General features: G+C 73.0%; 16 protein-coding genes. 9 read left to right on the top strand and 7 right to left on the bottom strand.

Annotation, left to right across the window (positions count from 1 at the left end; translation table 11 throughout):
* Positions 1-88: 88 nt before the first annotated feature.
* Complete coding sequence (locus tag BJZ21_RS04840; protein ID WP_179662715.1) at positions 89-1,081, top strand: SGNH/GDSL hydrolase family protein; 993 nt, start codon at positions 89-91, stop codon at positions 1,079-1,081.
* Here BJZ21_RS04840 and BJZ21_RS04845 read toward each other — a convergent pair.
* On the bottom strand, positions 1,059-2,849 hold the full coding sequence (locus BJZ21_RS04845; protein ID WP_179662716.1) for an ATP-binding protein: 1,791 nt from the start codon (positions 2,847-2,849) through the stop codon (positions 1,059-1,061). The two genes, BJZ21_RS04840 and BJZ21_RS04845, sit on opposite strands and share 23 nt — an antisense overlap.
* Positions 2,850-3,033: 184 nt before the next feature.
* Here BJZ21_RS04845 and BJZ21_RS04850 point away from each other — a divergent pair, with 184 nt between their 5' ends.
* From BJZ21_RS04850 to BJZ21_RS04860, 3 genes are all read left to right on the top strand, one after another.
* Positions 3,034-4,089: a hypothetical protein gene (locus tag BJZ21_RS04850; protein ID WP_179662717.1), complete on the top strand. Its 1,056-nt coding sequence runs from the start codon at positions 3,034-3,036 to the stop codon at positions 4,087-4,089.
* A gap of 45 nt (positions 4,090-4,134) precedes the next feature.
* A complete protein-coding gene (locus BJZ21_RS04855; protein ID WP_179662718.1) occupies positions 4,135-5,322 on the top strand; it encodes an acyl-CoA dehydrogenase family protein in 1,188 nt (395 codons plus the stop codon).
* A 65-nt stretch (positions 5,323-5,387) separates the two neighbouring features.
* On the top strand, positions 5,388-5,939 hold the full coding sequence (locus tag BJZ21_RS04860) for a GtrA family protein (RefSeq protein ID WP_179662719.1): 552 nt from the start codon (positions 5,388-5,390) through the stop codon (positions 5,937-5,939).
* Here BJZ21_RS04860 and BJZ21_RS04865 read toward each other — a convergent pair.
* The 3 genes from BJZ21_RS04865 to BJZ21_RS04875 all read right to left on the bottom strand — a co-directional run bounded on the left by BJZ21_RS04865 (position 5,884) and on the right by BJZ21_RS04875 (position 8,534).
* Positions 5,884-6,492, bottom strand: coding sequence for a Maf family protein (locus BJZ21_RS04865; RefSeq protein ID WP_179662720.1), 609 nt, complete (start codon positions 6,490-6,492; stop codon positions 5,884-5,886). The two genes, BJZ21_RS04860 and BJZ21_RS04865, sit on opposite strands and share 56 nt — an antisense overlap.
* A gap of 50 nt (positions 6,493-6,542) precedes the next feature.
* Entirely contained in the window at positions 6,543-6,773 is a 231-nt protein-coding gene (locus BJZ21_RS04870; protein WP_179662721.1) for an acyl-CoA carboxylase subunit epsilon, read from the bottom strand.
* Positions 6,774-6,917: 144 nt separating this feature from the next.
* Complete coding sequence (locus BJZ21_RS04875) at positions 6,918-8,534, bottom strand: carboxyl transferase domain-containing protein (RefSeq protein WP_179662722.1); 1,617 nt, start codon at positions 8,532-8,534, stop codon at positions 6,918-6,920.
* A gap of 51 nt (positions 8,535-8,585) precedes the next feature.
* Here BJZ21_RS04875 and BJZ21_RS04880 point away from each other — a divergent pair, with 51 nt between their 5' ends.
* From BJZ21_RS04880 to purE, 5 genes are all read left to right on the top strand, one after another.
* A complete protein-coding gene (locus tag BJZ21_RS04880; RefSeq protein ID WP_179662723.1) occupies positions 8,586-9,398 on the top strand; it encodes a biotin--[acetyl-CoA-carboxylase] ligase in 813 nt (270 codons plus the stop codon).
* Between the two features lie 57 nt (positions 9,399-9,455).
* The gene (locus tag BJZ21_RS04885) at positions 9,456-10,457 is read left to right on the top strand and encodes an adenylate/guanylate cyclase domain-containing protein (RefSeq protein WP_179662724.1); all 1,002 of its coding nucleotides are present in this window, start codon (positions 9,456-9,458) and stop codon (positions 10,455-10,457) included.
* Positions 10,458-10,533: 76 nt separating this feature from the next.
* A complete protein-coding gene (locus BJZ21_RS04890) occupies positions 10,534-10,845 on the top strand; it encodes a winged helix-turn-helix domain-containing protein (protein ID WP_179662725.1) in 312 nt (103 codons plus the stop codon).
* A gap of 22 nt (positions 10,846-10,867) precedes the next feature.
* Positions 10,868-12,028, top strand: coding sequence for a 5-(carboxyamino)imidazole ribonucleotide synthase (locus tag BJZ21_RS04895; RefSeq protein WP_179662726.1), 1,161 nt, complete (start codon positions 10,868-10,870; stop codon positions 12,026-12,028).
* Between the two features lie 2 nt (positions 12,029-12,030).
* Positions 12,031-12,546: a 5-(carboxyamino)imidazole ribonucleotide mutase gene (gene purE, locus BJZ21_RS04900; RefSeq protein ID WP_179665514.1), complete on the top strand. Its 516-nt coding sequence runs from the start codon at positions 12,031-12,033 to the stop codon at positions 12,544-12,546.
* On the opposite strand, the gene BJZ21_RS21340 is transcribed toward purE, so the two are convergent.
* The 3 genes from BJZ21_RS21340 to BJZ21_RS04915 form a co-directional block, all read right to left on the bottom strand.
* On the bottom strand, positions 12,547-14,061 hold the full coding sequence (locus BJZ21_RS21340; RefSeq protein WP_281380822.1) for a lytic murein transglycosylase: 1,515 nt from the start codon (positions 14,059-14,061) through the stop codon (positions 12,547-12,549).
* Between the two features lie 112 nt (positions 14,062-14,173).
* A complete protein-coding gene (arfB, locus tag BJZ21_RS04910) occupies positions 14,174-14,638 on the bottom strand; it encodes an alternative ribosome rescue aminoacyl-tRNA hydrolase ArfB (protein ID WP_179662727.1) in 465 nt (154 codons plus the stop codon).
* A complete protein-coding gene (locus BJZ21_RS04915; protein WP_179662728.1) occupies positions 14,635-15,045 on the bottom strand; it encodes a CoA-binding protein in 411 nt (136 codons plus the stop codon). The genes arfB and BJZ21_RS04915 overlap by 4 nt, the downstream gene beginning before the upstream one ends.
* Between the last annotated feature and the right edge of the window lie 79 nt (positions 15,046-15,124).

Here is a 15,124-nt window from a genome sequence, read left to right on the forward strand (position 1 = left end):
CGAGGCTAGCGGCGGCGCGGCGCCCGTGAGAGGCCGTACTCTTCCGCGAGACGCCCGCCGGGTGTCACCACCACGGGAGGTACCCCTCATGCTCCGGCGTGCACTCGTCACCGCGCTGCTCGTGCTCTCGGTCGTGGCTGCGGGAGGCGTGGCACCGGCGACGGCGCGGGTCGCCGACCCGGCGGCCGGGGTGGACTACGTCGCGCTGGGCGACTCCTACAGCGCGGGCCCGCTGATCCCCACCGCGCGCCGGGACCCGGACGGCTGCCTGCGCTCGACGAACAACTACCCGGCGTACCTCGCCGGCTACCTCGACGTCGCGACCTACCGGGACGTCACCTGCTCGGGCGCGCGGAGCTCGGACTTCGAGCAGCGGCAGTCGCTGGTGGTCGGGACGCCCGCGCCACCGCAGCTCGACGCGCTCTCCGCGGAGACCGACCTGGTCACCGTGGGCATCGGGGGCAACGACTTCGGCCTCTTCGGCTCGATGATCGACACCTGCCAGCGGGTGCGGGAGCAGGACCCCGAGGGCCGCCCGTGCCGGGCCGCCTTCACCGCGCGGGTGCACGGGCACCGGGTCGACACCAAGCTCCGCGACGCGCGGCGCGTCCAGCACACCGTGGGCCACGCGCTGGCCCTGGTGCACCGGCACGCGCCGAACGCGCGGGTGGTCGTCCTCGGCTACCCGCGGCTGCTGCCGGTCACCGGCACCTGCGCGGCGGTGCCGTTCGCGACCGGCGACTACGGCTGGGCGCGCCACGTCGAGCGCCGGCTGAACCGGTCGATCCGCAACGCCGCGGCCGGCCACCACGCGACGTACGTCGACCTCTACCCGGCCTTCCTGCGGCACGACGCCTGCGCCGGCGACCAGGCCTGGATCAACGGTTCGCAGGTGAAGATCGGCCTCGCGCTCAACTTCCACCCGTTCCAGGCGGGGGAGCGGGAGATGGCGCGCGCGACCTACCAGCAGCTGACCGGGTCGGTCGCGCCGACCGACGGGGACGCGGCGCCGCCGCCGGGGTCGATCGTGACCAACCCCGGCGGCGGAGGCGCGGCGGTCAGTCCTTCAGCTCGCAGATGACGGCGCCGTTGGAGACGGTGGCGCCGACCTCGACCTGCAGGCCGGTGACGGTGCCGGACTTGTGGGCCTTGAGCGGCTGCTCCATCTTCATGGCCTCGATGACGACCACGGTGTCGCCCTCGGCGACCTCCTGGCCCTCCTCGACGACGACCTTGACGATGGTGCCCTGCATGGGGCTGGCCACCGCGTCGCCGGAGACGGCGGCGCCGGCCTTCTTGCCGGCGGACCGCTTCGGCTTCTTGCCGCCCGCAGCCGGGCCACCCGCGGCGAGGCCGCCGAGACCAGCGGGGAGGACGACCTCGAGCCGCTTGCCACCGACCTCGACCACGACCCGCTGACGCTCACCGGCCTCCTCGGCCTCGGCCGAGTCGCCGGCGTACGGCGTGATCTGGTTGTCGAAGTCGGTCTCGATCCAGGTGGTGTAGACGGTGAACTCGCCCTCGCCGGAGGGGGTCGACGCGCCGACGTACGCCGGGTCGCGGACGACCGCCTGGTGGAACGGGATGACGGTCGGCATGCCGTCGACGACGAACTCGTCGAGCGCGCGGCGGGACCGCTCGAGGGCCTGGGTGCGGTCGCGGCCGGTGACGATGAGCTTGGCGATCAGCGAGTCGAACGAGCCGGGGACGGTCTCGCCGTTCTCGTAGCCGCCGTCCACGCGGATGCCGGGGCCCTGCGGCGGGGACCAGGCCGAGAGCGTGCCGGGGGCGGGCATGAAGTTGCGTCCGCCGTCCTCCGCGTTGATGCGGAACTCGATGGCGTGGCCACGGATCTCGGGGTCGTCGTAGCCGAGCTCGTCGCCCGCGGCGATGCGGAACATCTCGCGGACCAGGTCGATGCCGGTGACCTCCTCGGAGACGCAGTGCTCGACCTGCAGGCGGGTGTTGACCTCGAGGAAGGAGATCGTGCCGTCCTTGGCGACGAGGAACTCGCAGGTGCCGGCGCCGACGTAGCCCGCCTCGCGCAGGATCGCCTTGGAGGACTCGTAGAGGCGGGTCATCTGCTCGTCGCTGAGGAACGGCGCGGGCGCCTCCTCGACCAGCTTCTGGTGGCGGCGCTGCAACGAGCAGTCACGGGTGGAGACCACCACGACGTTGCCGTGGGAGTCGGCGAGGCACTGGGTCTCGACGTGGCGCGGCTTGTCGAGGAACTTCTCCACCAGGCACTCGCCGCGACCGAACGCGGTGACGGCCTCGCGGACGGCCGACTCGTAGGCGTCGGGGATCTCCTCGAGGGTGCGGGCGACCTTCAGGCCGCGGCCGCCGCCGCCGAAGACCGCCTTGATCGCGACCGGCAGCCCGTTGGCCTCGGCGAAGGCGACGACCTCGTCGGCGTCCTTGACGGGGTCCTTGGTGCCCGGCGCGAGCGGGGCGTCGGCCCGCTCGGCGATGTGCTTGGCCTTGGCCTTGTCGCCCAGCGCCTCGATCGCCGCCGGGGGCGGGCCGATCCAGACCAGGCCGGCGTCGATCACGGCCTGGGCGAAGTCGGCGTTCTCGGCCAGGAAGCCGTAACCCGGGTGGACCGAGTCGGCGCCGGACTTCTCGGCGACCGCGATGATCTTGGCGATGTCGAGGTAGGAGTCCGCGGGGGTCGCGCCCTCCAGCGAGTGGGCCTCGTCGGCCAGCCGCACGAACAGTGCGTCCCGGTCGGGCTCGGCGTAGACCGCCACGCTCCCGATGCCCGCGTCCTTGCAGGCGCGGATGACCCGGACCGCGATCTCGCCACGGTTCGCGATGAGGACCTTCTGAAGGGGCTTGCTCTCCGGCACCTGGGCACTCCTGCTCTCGGGGGTCCTACCTTCTCCAACTCCGTTGCGCAGGGTATCGCCAACGCGGGCGGGGCCGCCCCCAGGCCCTCGGTCGCTGCCGGCGCTCCTGGTCGTCGACCGGGGATGCCTCGGAGTTCACGCCTCGATCGGGCGGCGTTCACCGCGCCCGGCCAGGCTGCGGCGCATGAGCCGAAACCGCACCCGCACCGCCACCGCCCTGACCTCCCTCGCGATCGCCGCGGCCGGAGTCACGGTGGGTCCCGCTGCCACGGCCGCCCCGGCCGACGGCCCGTCCGGCGGGGCCGCCCGGGGCTACTCCTTCGCGATGATCGGTGACGTGCCCTACGGCGCGGACCAGATCGCGGCCTTCCCGGGCTGGATCCAGCAGATCAACGCCGATCCGGCCGTCCGCTCCGTCGTGCACCTCGGGGACATCAAGAACGGCTCCTCGGTGTGCAGCGACGAGTACTTCTCGATGATCCGCGCCGACTTCGACACCTTCGAGGACCCGCTCGTCTACACGCCCGGCGACAACGAGTGGACCGACTGCCACCGAGCCGACGACGGCGCCTACAACCCGCTGGAGCGGCTGGCGCAGCTGCGCTCGACGTTCTTCGACCACCCGGGGCGCACCCTCGGTGAGCACGCGATGCCGGTGACCTCGCAGGCGCAGCGGGGCTACCCCGAGAACGTCACCTGGCGCCGTGCGGGTGTCACGTTCCTGACCGCGAACGTGCCTGGCAGCGACAACGGTCTCAAGCCGTGGACCGGCCTGGGGAAGACCGAGCCGATCCCCGAGCAGCGCCACGCCGTCGAGGAGCGGACCGCCGCCGACATCGACGAGCTGCACGCCGCGTTCGCCGCGGCGCGCCAGCACCACGACCGCGGGGTGGTGGTCGCCCAGCAGGCCGACATGTTCGACCCGACGTACACGCCCACCTGGGACGACATCAGCGCGTTCAAGCCGTGGGTCCAGGCGCTGGTCGACGAGGCCTCGCGCTTCGACGGCCCGGTCTACCTCTTCGACGGGGACAGCCACGCCTACAACAGCGACCAGCCGCTGGCGACCGGCTCGCCCTGGCTGTCGACGTACGGCGTGAGCGGCGCGGCGGACAACCTGACCCGGGTCACCGTGGACGGCTCCTCCAACAACGGCGACTACCTGCGCGTCACGGTCGGGGCTCCGGGCGCCACCGGGGCGCCGCTGCTGAGCTGGCAGCGGGTGCCGTACACCTCCTGACCGCGTTGGTTAACAACCGCTAACCGATCCCGCTAGCATGGCCGCATGACGTTCGAGCTGAGCCGTGAGCACGAGGAGTTCCGTCGCAGCGTCCGCGAGTTCGCGGAGGCCGAGATCGCGCCGCACGCCGCGCAATGGGACCGCGAGCACCACTTCCCGGTAGATGTGGTGGGCAAGATGGGCAAGCTCGGGCTCTTCGGGCTCACCGCCCCCGAGGAGTACGGCGGGGCCGGGGAGGACGGCGACTTCACCAGCCTCTGCGTGGCGATCGAGGAGATCGGCCGGGTCGACCAGTCGATGGGCATCACGCTCGAGGCCGCGGTCGGGCTCGGCATCAACCCGATCCTGACCTACGGCACCGAGGAGCAGAAGCGGGCCTGGCTGCCCGACCTGGTCGCCGGCGACCGGCTCGCCGGGTTCGGCCTGACCGAGCCGGGCGCCGGCTCCGACGCCGGTGCCACCCGCACCCGCGCGGAGCTGGACAACGGCGAGTGGGTCGTCAACGGCGCCAAGCAGTTCATCACCAACTCCGGCTCGCAGATCACCTCGGTGGTCACGGTCACCGCCCGCACCGGCCTGCGCGAGAACGGCAAGCCCGAGATCTCCACGATCATCGTGCCGAGCGGGACGCCCGGCTTCACCGCGGAGAAGGCCTACGACAAGCTCGGCTGGCACGCCTCCGACACGCACCCGCTGACCTTCGAGGACGTCCGCGTCCCCGAGGCCAACCTGCTCGGTGAGCGCGGCCGCGGCTACGCCCAGTTCCTCGCCACCCTGGACGACGGCCGGGTCGCGATCGCCGCCCTGGCGGTCGGCTGCATCCAGGCCTGCCTGGACATGAGCCTGGCGTACGCCGGGGAGCGCCAGACCTTCGGCGGCCCGATCGGGCGCAAGCAGGGCGTCGCCTTCCAGATCGCCGACCTCGAGGTGATGCTGCACGCCAGCCGCCTGCTGACCTACCGCGCGGCCGCGATGAAGGACGCCATGGAGCGTGGCACCGGCGGCTCGACGAGCGCGTTCAAGCAGGCCGCTGCGGTCGCCAAGCTCTACGCCACCGAGTCCGCCGTGACCGCCACCCGGATCGCCACCCAGGTCTTCGGCGGCTACGGCTTCATGGAGGAGTACCCGGTCACCCGGTTCTACCGCGACGCCAAGGTGCTCGAGATCGGCGAGGGCACCAGCGAGGTGCAGCGGATGCTGATCGCGCGTGGTCTGGGCCTGCCGGTCGAGTGAGGATCGCCCCGGCGACGCGCCCACCGCGCCTCCGTCGGGGCGTCCGCACCGGTTAGCCTTGCCTCATGGGTAGCCGGTGGCAGCGAGTCCTCGCTGAGGCCGGCCGGTTCCTCGCCGTGGGCGGCGTGGCCACGCTCGTCGCGCTGATCATCTTCAACGGGCTGGTGCACGGCTTCAACACCGCGCACCGCGCGCCACTGGCCGACCACGTCATCTGGGCCTACGTCATCGCCAACACCGTCGGCATGGCGATCAGCTACCGCGGCAGCCGCAACTGGGCCTTCCGCGACCGGCCGCCGAGGCACGCCGACGGTGGCCGGACGGCGTACGTCGTCATCAACGTCGCCACGATGGCGCTGCCGATCGGCTGCCTGGCGATCAGCCGCAACGCGCTCGGGCTCGACGACCCGATCAGCGACAACATCTCCGCGAACGTGATCGGGCTGTTCCTGGGGCTGATCGCCCGGTTCTACCTGTTCCGGACCGTGGTGTTCCGGCGCCCGCCGCACCTGCCGCATCTGCCGGTGCCGCACCTGCCCCACCCCGGGGACGAGCACGAGGTCAGCGAGACCACAGGCTCGTCCACTCACGCCCCAGCTCGGCGACCAGTTCCCTGACCAGCGGCAGGCTGACCCCGACCACGTTGTGGTGGTCGCCCTCGATGCCGGTGACGAACGCGCCGCCGAGGCCGTCGACGGTGAACGCCCCCGCCACGTGCAGCGGCTCACCGGTCGCGACGTACGCCGCGATCTCGGCGTCGGACACCTCGGCGAAGTGCACGGTCGTGGAGGCCGTGGCCGCCGCGACCCGGCCGGAGGCCGTCTCGCGCAGGCAGTGACCGGTGCGCAGCACCCCGGTGCGGCCGCGCATGGCCTTCCAGCGGCGCTCCGCCTCCGAGGGCTCCAGGGGCTTGCCGAGCGCCTCGCCGTCGAGCTCGAGCACCGAGTCGCAGCCGAGCACGAGCGCGTCCTCCGGCAGGTCGTCGCGGGCGGCCACCGCCGCACACTTCAGCTCGGCGAGCTGCAGCGCCAGCTCGGCCGGCGGGAGGCCGTCGAGCTGCGACTCGTCGACCCCCGAGACGATCACCACGGGCTCGACGCCGGCGTTGCGCAGGGTCTGCAGGCGGGCGGGGGAGGCGGAGGCGAGGACGAGCAGCACAACGAAGAGCATGCCCTACGCCATGACAGCCCACACGGGCACGTCCGCGCAGCCGGGCCGCCCTAGCGGGGCAGGCCGCTGGAGCGCCAGCCGCCCGGCCCATGGGCGTGCGGGCGACGCACCTTGCGGTGGTTGGCCCGCCACTCCGGCGTACGCCGCGGAGCGGGTGCCGGCTCCCCGCCGAGGGAGGCCAGGACCGCCACCAGGGCGGCGACCTCCTCCGGCGTGGCGTTCGGGGAGACGACCTTGAGCAGGGGGCGGTCAGCCTGCGGGTTCGTGGGTTCTTCAGTCATCCGTGGTCACCGTGGCCTTTCGTCTCCAGGTGGGTGCCACGTGCGCCGAGTCGGCGCACGTTGACCTCCCCCGCTTCGCTCCTCCGGTCAACCTGCGCCGACTCGGCGATATCCCCCTGCTCGGGGGACGCTGCGCGCCCCCACTCACAGGGGGATGTTCCCGTGCTTCTTGGGCGGAAGCGTCTCGCGCTTGGAGCGGAGCAGCCGCAGGGCGCGGACGATCTCGACGCGGGTCTCGTGCGGGGTGATCACCGCGTCGACGTAGCCGCGCTCGGCGGCGACGTAGGGGTTGGCCAGGGTGTCCTCGTACTCGGTGATCAGCTCGGCGCGCTTGGCGTCGGCGTCCTCGGCGTGCTTGAGCTCGGACCGGTAGAGGATGTTGACCGCACCCTGGGCGCCCATCACCGCGATCTGGGCGGTGGGCCAGGCGAGGTTGATGTCGGCGCCGAGGTGCTTGGAGCCCATCACGTCGTAGGCGCCGCCGTAGGCCTTGCGGGTGATCACGGTGACCAGCGGGACGGTGGCCTCGGCGTAGGCGTAGATCAGCTTGGCGCCGCGGCGGATGATGCCGTTCCACTCCTGGTCGGTGCCGGGCAGGAAGCCGGGCACGTCGACGAAGGTGAGCACCGGGATGTTGAACGCGTCGCAGGTGCGCACGAACCGGGCGGCCTTCTCGGAGGCGTCGATGTCGAGGGTGCCGGCGAACTGCATCGGCTGGTTGGCCACCACGCCGACCGGGTGGCCCTCGACGCGGCCGAAGCCGACCACGATGTTCGGCGCGAACATCGACTGCACCTCGAGGAACTCCTCGTCGTCCACCACCGCGGTGATGACCTCGTGCATGTCGTAGGGCTGGTTCGGGGAGTCCGGGATCAGCGCGTCCAGGGTCTTGTCGAGGTCGCTGAAGTCCAAGTCCGCCCGCTCGTCGTACGCCGGGGGCTCGTCGAGGTTGTTCTGCGGGAGGAAGGAGAGCAGCGCCTTGACGTACTCGATCGCGTCCTCCTCGTCCGAACCCATGTAGTGGGCGTTGCCGGACTTGGTGTTGTGGGTCCGCGCGCCGCCGAGCTCCTCCATCGAGACGTCCTCGCCGGTGACGGTCTTGATCACGTCGGGGCCGGTGATGAACATGTTGGAGGTGCCGTCGACCATGACCGTGAAGTCGGTGACCGCGGGGGAGTAGACGTGCCCGCCCGCGCACGAGCCCATGATCAGGCTGATCTGCGGGATCACCCCGGAGGCGTGCACGTTGCGGCGGAAGATCTCCCCGTAGAGGCCGAGGGAGACCACGCCCTCCTGGATGCGGGCCCCGGCGCCCTCGTTGATGCCGATGATCGGGCAGCCGGTCTTGATCGCGAGGTCCATGACCTTGGTGATCTTCTCGCCGTAGACCTCGCCCAGCGAGCCGCCGAAGACGGTGAAGTCCTGGGAGAACACGCACACCTGGCGGCCGTCGATGGTGCCGTAGCCGGTGATCACGCCGTCCCCGTAGGGGCGCTTCTTCTGCAGCCCGAACGCCGTGGACCGGTGCCGGGCCAGCTCGTCGAGCTCCACGAAGGAGCCCTCGTCGAAGAGCATCTCGATCCGCTCCCGGGCCGTCTTGCGGCCCTTGGCGTGCTGCTTCTCGACCGCCTTCGCCGAGCCGGCGTGCACCGCCTCGTCGAGCCGGCGGTCGAGGTCGGCGAGCTTGCCCGCGGTGGTGTGGATGTCTGGAGCATCGGGGCCCTCAGGGACGTCGGTGCCCTCGCCCGGCTGTGCGCTCACGTGTGGTGGCCTCCTGTCGACCTCATCAGTCCGTGGGCCAATGTAGTGCCCATGACCTCCGACCTGCCCGCTCGCCCACCCCTGGACCGCGCCCGGCTGGCCGCCGCCCCCGCCGGGAATACGGTCGAGGTCGTCGACGCCGCGCCCTCCACCAACGCGCTCGCGGCGCAGCGGGCCCGCGCCGGTGCCGCGGAGGGCCTGGTGGTGGTCGCCGAGCACCAGACCGCGGGTCGCGGCCGGCTCGACCGCACCTGGGAGACCCCGGACCGGGCGGCGCTGACCTTCACGGTGCTGCTGCGGCCCCGCCTGGACGCCGCCCGGTGGCCCTGGCTGCCGCTGCTGGTCGGCCACGCCGTGGCGCGGGCGCTGCGGGCGGCCGGGCACGACGCCCGGCTGAAGTGGCCCAACGACGTGCTGCTCGGCACCGACGAGAAGAAGGTCGCCGGGATCCTCGTCGAGCGGATCGACACGCCGGGCGGGCCCGCGGCCCTCGCGGGCGTCGGGCTCAACGTCAGCACCGCCCCCGGCGAACTGCCCGTCGAGACCGCCACCTCGTTGATGATCGGCTCCGGCACCGAGCCGGACCGGACCGAGCTGCTGCTCGCGATCCTGCAGACGGTGCGCGAGGAGTACGACGCGTGGCAGTCGGGCGGCAGCCGGGCGGGCGAGGACCTGAGGACGGCGTACCTGCGCTCCTGCGTCACCGTCGGCCAGGACGTGCGCGTGGAGCTGCCCGGGAGCGCGCCGCTGCTGGGCCGGGCCACCGGCCTCGACGCCGGTGGCCGGCTGGTGGTGCAGGGGCCGGGCGGTGAGGTGGTGGTCGGCGCCGGCGACGTCGTGCACGTGCGTCCGGTAGTGACATGATCCGGTCGTGGCCCCCTCGCACCAACAGCTGTTCGACGGCTCCCCAGCGGGGTGCGCATGAGCGGACCTGAGCTGCCGGCGGAGCAGACGCGCGAGGAGCTCCTCGAGCGCGCGATCCTCGGCGAGGACGTCGTCTTCAACGCCCAGGAGGTCTCCGAGGAGACCGGGGTGACCCTCGACGAGATCCGCCGCCTGTGGCGCGCGCTCGGCTTCCCCGAGCACGCCGGGGAGACCGCGTTCACCCGGGCGGACGTCGACGCGGTCTCGACGATGAGCAACGTCGTGGCGTCCGGGCTGATCGACTTCGACCTGGCGGTGAACCTCACCCGCGCGGTCGGGCAGACCGTGGCCCGGCTGGCGGACTGGGAGGTGACCGCGCTGGTCCAGCGGGTCGAGGAGCGCGGCTCGGAGGCCGACCCGGGGACCGGCGGCCGGCTGGGGTCGGCGATGCGGATCGTGGAGGAGTTCAACGCGCCGTTCGAGCAGCTGATCATCTATGCCTGGCGGCGCCACCTCGCGGCCGCGGTCGCGCGGGTCGAGGCGCTGGGCGGCGGCGAGGAGGAGGACCTGCACACCAGCCAGCTGACCGTCGGGTTCGCCGACATCGTCAGCTTCACGGCGCTGTCCAACCAGCTGACCGAGGCCAAGATCGGCGACCTCGTGGAGCTCTTCGAGTCGCGCTGCGCCGACGTGGTCGCGGCCCAGCGCGGCCGGGTCATCAAGAGCCTCGGCGACGCGGTGCTCTTCGTCAACGACGACCCGATCCGGTCCTACGACACCGCCGAGGGGATCATCAACGTGATCGGACGGGACTCCCGGATGCCCGACGTCCGGGTCGGGCTCGCCAGCGGCTCGGTGGTGATGCGGCTCGGCGACGTCTTCGGGCCGCCGGTGAACATGGCCGCGCGGCTGACCGCGGTGGCCCGGCGCAACCGGATCATCGTCGACGCCACCACCGCGGCGCTGCTGCCGGGCGACCAGTTCGAGGCCCGGCGGCTGCCCGCGCGACCGGTCCGGGGCTTCGGCATCGTCGAGCCGGTGGCGGTGCGCCGGCACTGAGCCGGCGGTCCAGCGCGGCGGGGGAATTTCCGCCGATTCCCCGCGCGGCGGGCTCCGGGTTCCTACCGTGTGGTGGGTGTTCGAGGTGCAGGACGTGCGGCTCGACCCCGAGAACCGCCGGGCCTGGCGCGGGGTCGAGGAGATCGTGCTGTCCCGCAAGGAGTTCGACCTGGTGCACGCGCTGATCTCGCGGGCCGGGCGGCTCGTGACCCGCGACGAGCTGATGCGGGAGGTCTGGGGCACCACGTTCTGGACGTCGTCGAAGACCATCGACGTGCACCTCGGCTGGGTCCGCCGCAAGCTCGGTGACGACAGCCGGGAGCCGCGGCTGATCTCCACGGTCCGGGGCAAGGGACTGCGCTTCGAGACCGGCGACGCGACCGACTGAACGAGTCACTACGCTGGCCTGCGTGTCCGAGCCAGCACCCACTCTCGCCATCATCGGCGGCGGCCAGCTCGCGCGGATGATGGCGCAGCCGGCCATCGCGCTGGGCCTCCCGCTGCGCCTGCTCGCCGAGGGCGAGGGGGTCTCCGCGGCCCAGGTCATCCCCGACCACGTGGTCGGCGACTACACCGACCTCGAGACGCTGCGGAAGGTCACCGAGGGCTGTGCCGTGGTCACCTTCGACCACGAGCACGTCCCCACCGCGCACCTGCACGCGCTCGAGGACGGCGGCCTCGCCGTACGCCCCGGGCCGGAGGCGCTGGTGCACGCCCAGGACAAGGGCGTGATGCGCGCCAGGCTCGCGGACCTGGGCGTCCCCTGCCCGCGCAACGCCCTGGTGCACTCCGTCGACGACGTGGTGGCGTTCGGGTTCCCGTGCGTGCTGAAGACCACCCGCGGCGGCTACGACGGCAAGGGTGTCTGGTTCGTCCGGTCCGTCGACGACGTCGACGAGGCGTTCCGGGCCGCCCGGGAGACCGACGTGCAGCTGCTGGCCGAGGAGCTCGTCGACTTCCGCCGCGAGCTGTCGGCACTCGTGGCCCGTTCGCCCAGCGGCCAGGCCGCGGCGTACCCGGTCGTCGCCTCGCTGCAGGAGGACGGCATCTGCAAGGAGGTCGTGGCCCCGGCGCCCGACCTCGAGCCCGACCTCGCCGCGCGGGCGCAGGAGATCGCGCTCGGCATCGCCGGCGAGCTCGGCGTGACCGGCATCCTCGCGGTCGAGATGTTCGAGACCACCGACGGGCGGGTCCTGGTCAACGAGCTTGCGATGCGCCCGCACAACACCGGCCACTGGAGCCAGGACGGCGCGGTCACCTCCCAGTTCGAGAACCACCTGCGTGCGGTGCTCGACCTCCCGCTCGGCTCGCCGGCGCCGCGGGCCCGGTGGACGGTGATGGTGAACATCCTCGGCGGCCCGGACGCGCAGGTGGGTCGCCTGTACGACGGGTTCCCGCACGCGCTCGCCCGTGATCCGCGGCTGCGCGTGCACCTCTACGGCAAGGAGCTGCGCCCCGGCCGCAAGGTCGGGCACGTCAACGCCTACGGCGACGACCTCGAGGACTGCCTGGAGCGGGCGCGGCACGCCGCAGCCTGGTTCCGTGGCGACCTCGGCAACGAGAGCGAGTGAGCATGGACGCGTCGGTCGGCATCGTGATGGGGTCGGACTCCGACTGGCCGGTGATGAAGGCGGCCGGCGAGGCCCTCACCGAGCTGGGGGTCGCCTGGGAGGCCGACGTGGTCTCGGCGCACCGGATGCCCGAGGAGATGCTCGACTACGGCCGCGGGGCGGCCGACCGGGGGCTCTCGGTGATCATCGCCGGGGCCGGCGGCGCCGCGCACCTGCCCGGCATGCTCGCCGCGGTGACCCCGCTGCCGGTCATCGGCGTGCCGGTGCCGCTGAAGTACCTCGACGGGATGGACTCCCTGCTCTCGATCGTCCAGATGCCGGCCGGCGTGCCGGTGGCCACGGTCGCCATCGGCAACGCCCGCAACGCCGGGCTGCTGGCCGCGCGGATCCTCGGCGCCTCGGACCCCGCCCTGCGGCAGCGGATGGTGGACTTCCAGGCCGAGCTGCGCGCCACCGCGCAGGAGAAGGGCAAGGCCGTCCGCGGCGACCAGCCGCGACGGATCGGCTTCGGGGGCTGATCAGGGAAGTGAGCGGTAGCTCGTCCCGTTGACGCTCAGCACCACGGCCGGGCTCGTGTCGGGGAGCACCTGCACGCTCACCGGGGTGCCGGAGAGGCCGTCGAGCTCGTCGGCGTTGGACTCCACGACCCCGTCGCCGTCGAGGTCCGCCCCCGCCGGGGTGGCCAGGAAGGCCGGGTCGCCGACGTCGAGCGCGGTCTCGTCGAGGCAGGTGGCGGCGGGATCGGCGTCGCAGGGGGCCAGCACGCCGGTCAGCGTGACCTGCTGCGGGCCCGGATCCGGCCGGGGATCGGGTTGGGGATCGGGTTGGGGATCGGGCGGGTCCGGCGTGCCCGGGTCGGTGGGGTCGACCGGGTCAATCGTGCCCGGGTCCATCGTGCTCGGATCCGTGGGATCGACCGGATCGACCGGGTCGGAGGGGGTGAGCGGGTCGCCGGGGGCGCTGGAGGTGCCGTGGTGCGGGGAGGTGGTCGAGTGGTCCTGGCTGCCGGTCGCCGCCTGGGTCTGCTGGTGCCGCGGACCGCTCCGGCCCCCGGACTGCTGGTTCGCGGGGTGGGGGGACCGGCCGCCGCCCTGGTGGCTGCTGGGGCTGGCGGGGCCGGTCGGGCCGGCCGGGCTGCTCGAGCGGGTCGGGCCGGTGGGGCTGGTCGGCATCGGGGCTGCCGCGGTCGCCTGCTGGTCGCCCTGGGTGACGGCGACCCGGATCGGTCCGCCGAGGACCGGCCAGCCCAGCAGCTCGTAGTCGCCGGTGCGGTAGGCGCGCTCGACGGCCAGCACGCTCGCGACGTAGGCGTCGGAGGGGTTGTAGCGGTGCACGGCCGCCTGGCGGCCGGCCTCGGTGCCGAGGTCCTCCTGGCCGGAGCAGAGGAACACCGCGGCGGCCAGGGCGGCGTCGTCGATGTCGTCGGGCGAGCGGACGCCGTCGCCATCGCCGTCGACCGCGACGACCGCCCAGGTCGACGGGAGGAACTGCATCGGCCCGACCGCGTGGTCCCACACCGGGTCGCCGTCCAGGCGGCCGCCGTCGGTGTCCGGGATCCGGGCGACCGGCCCCCGGCCGTCGAGCGCCACGCCGCGGATCACCGGGCGGGAGACCCCGTCCGAGCCGAGCAGCGCCCCGGCGTACCGGCCGTGGTCGGACTCGACCCGGCCGATCGCGGCGAGCAGGGTCCAGGACAGCCGGCAGGAGCGGTCGGCCGCGGCCATCACCGCGGCGGCCCGCTGGTAGGCGAGCTGGGCGGTCGGGGGGATGTCGAGGTGGGCCAGCGCCGAGGTCGGCAGCGGCGGGGTGGCCTTCGGCTCCCGGACCGACGCCTGGCCGACCCGGACGGCCGGCACGTGGATCACCGGGTTCCCCGGCGTGCCGGTCGTGTCGTCGGCGCCCCGGACGAAGGTCGCGGAGCCGACCCCGGGGACCGCCGGCTCGCCCTGGCCCGCGATCGTCGAGGCCGTCGCCACCCCGACCGCGGTGGCCACGGCCGCGAGGGTGAAGCGGGTCCGTCCAGTCAGGTGCATGGTCCAGCTCAGCTCGGGGGCGGGCGCGTAGTTCGACGCTAGATCCGCCTCCGGGGGATCGACACCCCAATCTTGATGGTCCCGGCTCTTGATGGTCTGGGGCGGCTCACCCTCAGTGCGGGTCGGCGCCACGCACCCGGCCGCGCAGGGACTTGGTCTCGCCGCGCTGGCGCTTGGCCTCCAGGCGGCGGCGCTTGGACCCCTTCGTCGGCTTGGTCGGTCGCCGAGTCGGCGGCGGAGGCGCGAGGGCCTCGCGCAGCGTGGTGGCGAGCCGCTCGCGGGCCGCGACCCGGTTGCGGTGCTGGGAGCGGTGCTCGGAGGCGGCGACCACCAGGGTGCCGTCGACGAGCTGGCCGGCCAGCCTGGCCAGGGCCCGTTCGCGCCGGGGCTCGGTCAGGGCGGTCGACCGGAGCACGTCGTACCCGAGCTCGACCCGGCTGTCGGTGGTGTTCACCGACTGGCCGCCGGGGCCGGGGGAGCGGGAGAAGCGCTCGACGAGCTCGGCCGCCGGGATCCGCAGGCCCTGCGGGATCCCGGGGCCGGAGGGTACGACGAGGTCCTCGCCCGGACGGCTCATCCCAGCCGGCGCCACTCGATCGCGGGGCAGGTGTCCATCACCATCGGCACCCCCGCCTCGGTCGTGCGCGAGAACGCGTCCTCGTCGACCACGCCGAGCTGGAGCCACACGCCCCTGGCGCCGATCGCCACGGCCTGGTCGGCGAACTCACCCGCCGCCTCCGAGCGGCGGAAGACGTCGACCACGTCGACCGGGAACGGGACGTCGGCGAGCGAGGCGTAGCCCTGCTCGCCGAGCACCGTCGGCGCGCTCGGGTGGATCGGGACGATCCGCTTGCCGCGCCGCTGGAGCAGCTGCGCGATGGAGTACGCCGTCCGCGTCGGATCGCCCGAGAGCCCCACCACCGCCCAGGTCTCGCAGTCCTCGAGCATGAACCTGACCCACCCGGGGTCCTGCCAGTCAGCCATGTCAGGAGAAACCATGTCATGAGTTCCGCGATTCCCTGCACGTCCTGCACCGCCCGGCGCTAGCGTTCAGCGTCTTGCT

It is taken from the genome of Nocardioides panaciterrulae (assembly GCF_013409645.1).
Classification (GTDB): Bacteria; Actinomycetota; Actinomycetes; order Propionibacteriales; family Nocardioidaceae; genus Nocardioides; species Nocardioides panaciterrulae.

Excerpts from the sequence above, each read along its gene's own strand:
- BJZ21_RS04840 (WP_179662715.1), top strand. The coding sequence starts at position 89 with ATGCTCCGGCGTGCACTCGTCACCGCGCTGCTCGTGCTCTCGGTCGTG.
- BJZ21_RS04850 (WP_179662717.1), top strand. The coding sequence starts at position 3,034 with ATGAGCCGAAACCGCACCCGCACCGCCACCGCCCTGACCTCCCTCGCG.
- BJZ21_RS04855 (WP_179662718.1), top strand. The coding sequence starts at position 4,135 with ATGACGTTCGAGCTGAGCCGTGAGCACGAGGAGTTCCGTCGCAGCGTC.
- BJZ21_RS04860 (WP_179662719.1), top strand. The coding sequence starts at position 5,388 with ATGGGTAGCCGGTGGCAGCGAGTCCTCGCTGAGGCCGGCCGGTTCCTC.
- BJZ21_RS04865 (WP_179662720.1), bottom strand. The coding sequence starts at position 6,492 with ATGCTCTTCGTTGTGCTGCTCGTCCTCGCCTCCGCCTCCCCCGCCCGC.
- BJZ21_RS04870 (WP_179662721.1), bottom strand. The coding sequence starts at position 6,773 with ATGACTGAAGAACCCACGAACCCGCAGGCTGACCGCCCCCTGCTCAAG.
- BJZ21_RS04880 (WP_179662723.1), top strand. The coding sequence starts at position 8,586 with ATGACCTCCGACCTGCCCGCTCGCCCACCCCTGGACCGCGCCCGGCTG.
- BJZ21_RS04885 (WP_179662724.1), top strand. The coding sequence starts at position 9,456 with ATGAGCGGACCTGAGCTGCCGGCGGAGCAGACGCGCGAGGAGCTCCTC.
- purE (WP_179665514.1), top strand. The coding sequence starts at position 12,031 with ATGGACGCGTCGGTCGGCATCGTGATGGGGTCGGACTCCGACTGGCCG.
- BJZ21_RS21340 (WP_281380822.1), bottom strand. The coding sequence starts at position 14,061 with ATGCACCTGACTGGACGGACCCGCTTCACCCTCGCGGCCGTGGCCACC.
- arfB (WP_179662727.1), bottom strand. The coding sequence starts at position 14,638 with ATGAGCCGTCCGGGCGAGGACCTCGTCGTACCCTCCGGCCCCGGGATC.
- BJZ21_RS04915 (WP_179662728.1), bottom strand. The coding sequence starts at position 15,045 with ATGGCTGACTGGCAGGACCCCGGGTGGGTCAGGTTCATGCTCGAGGAC.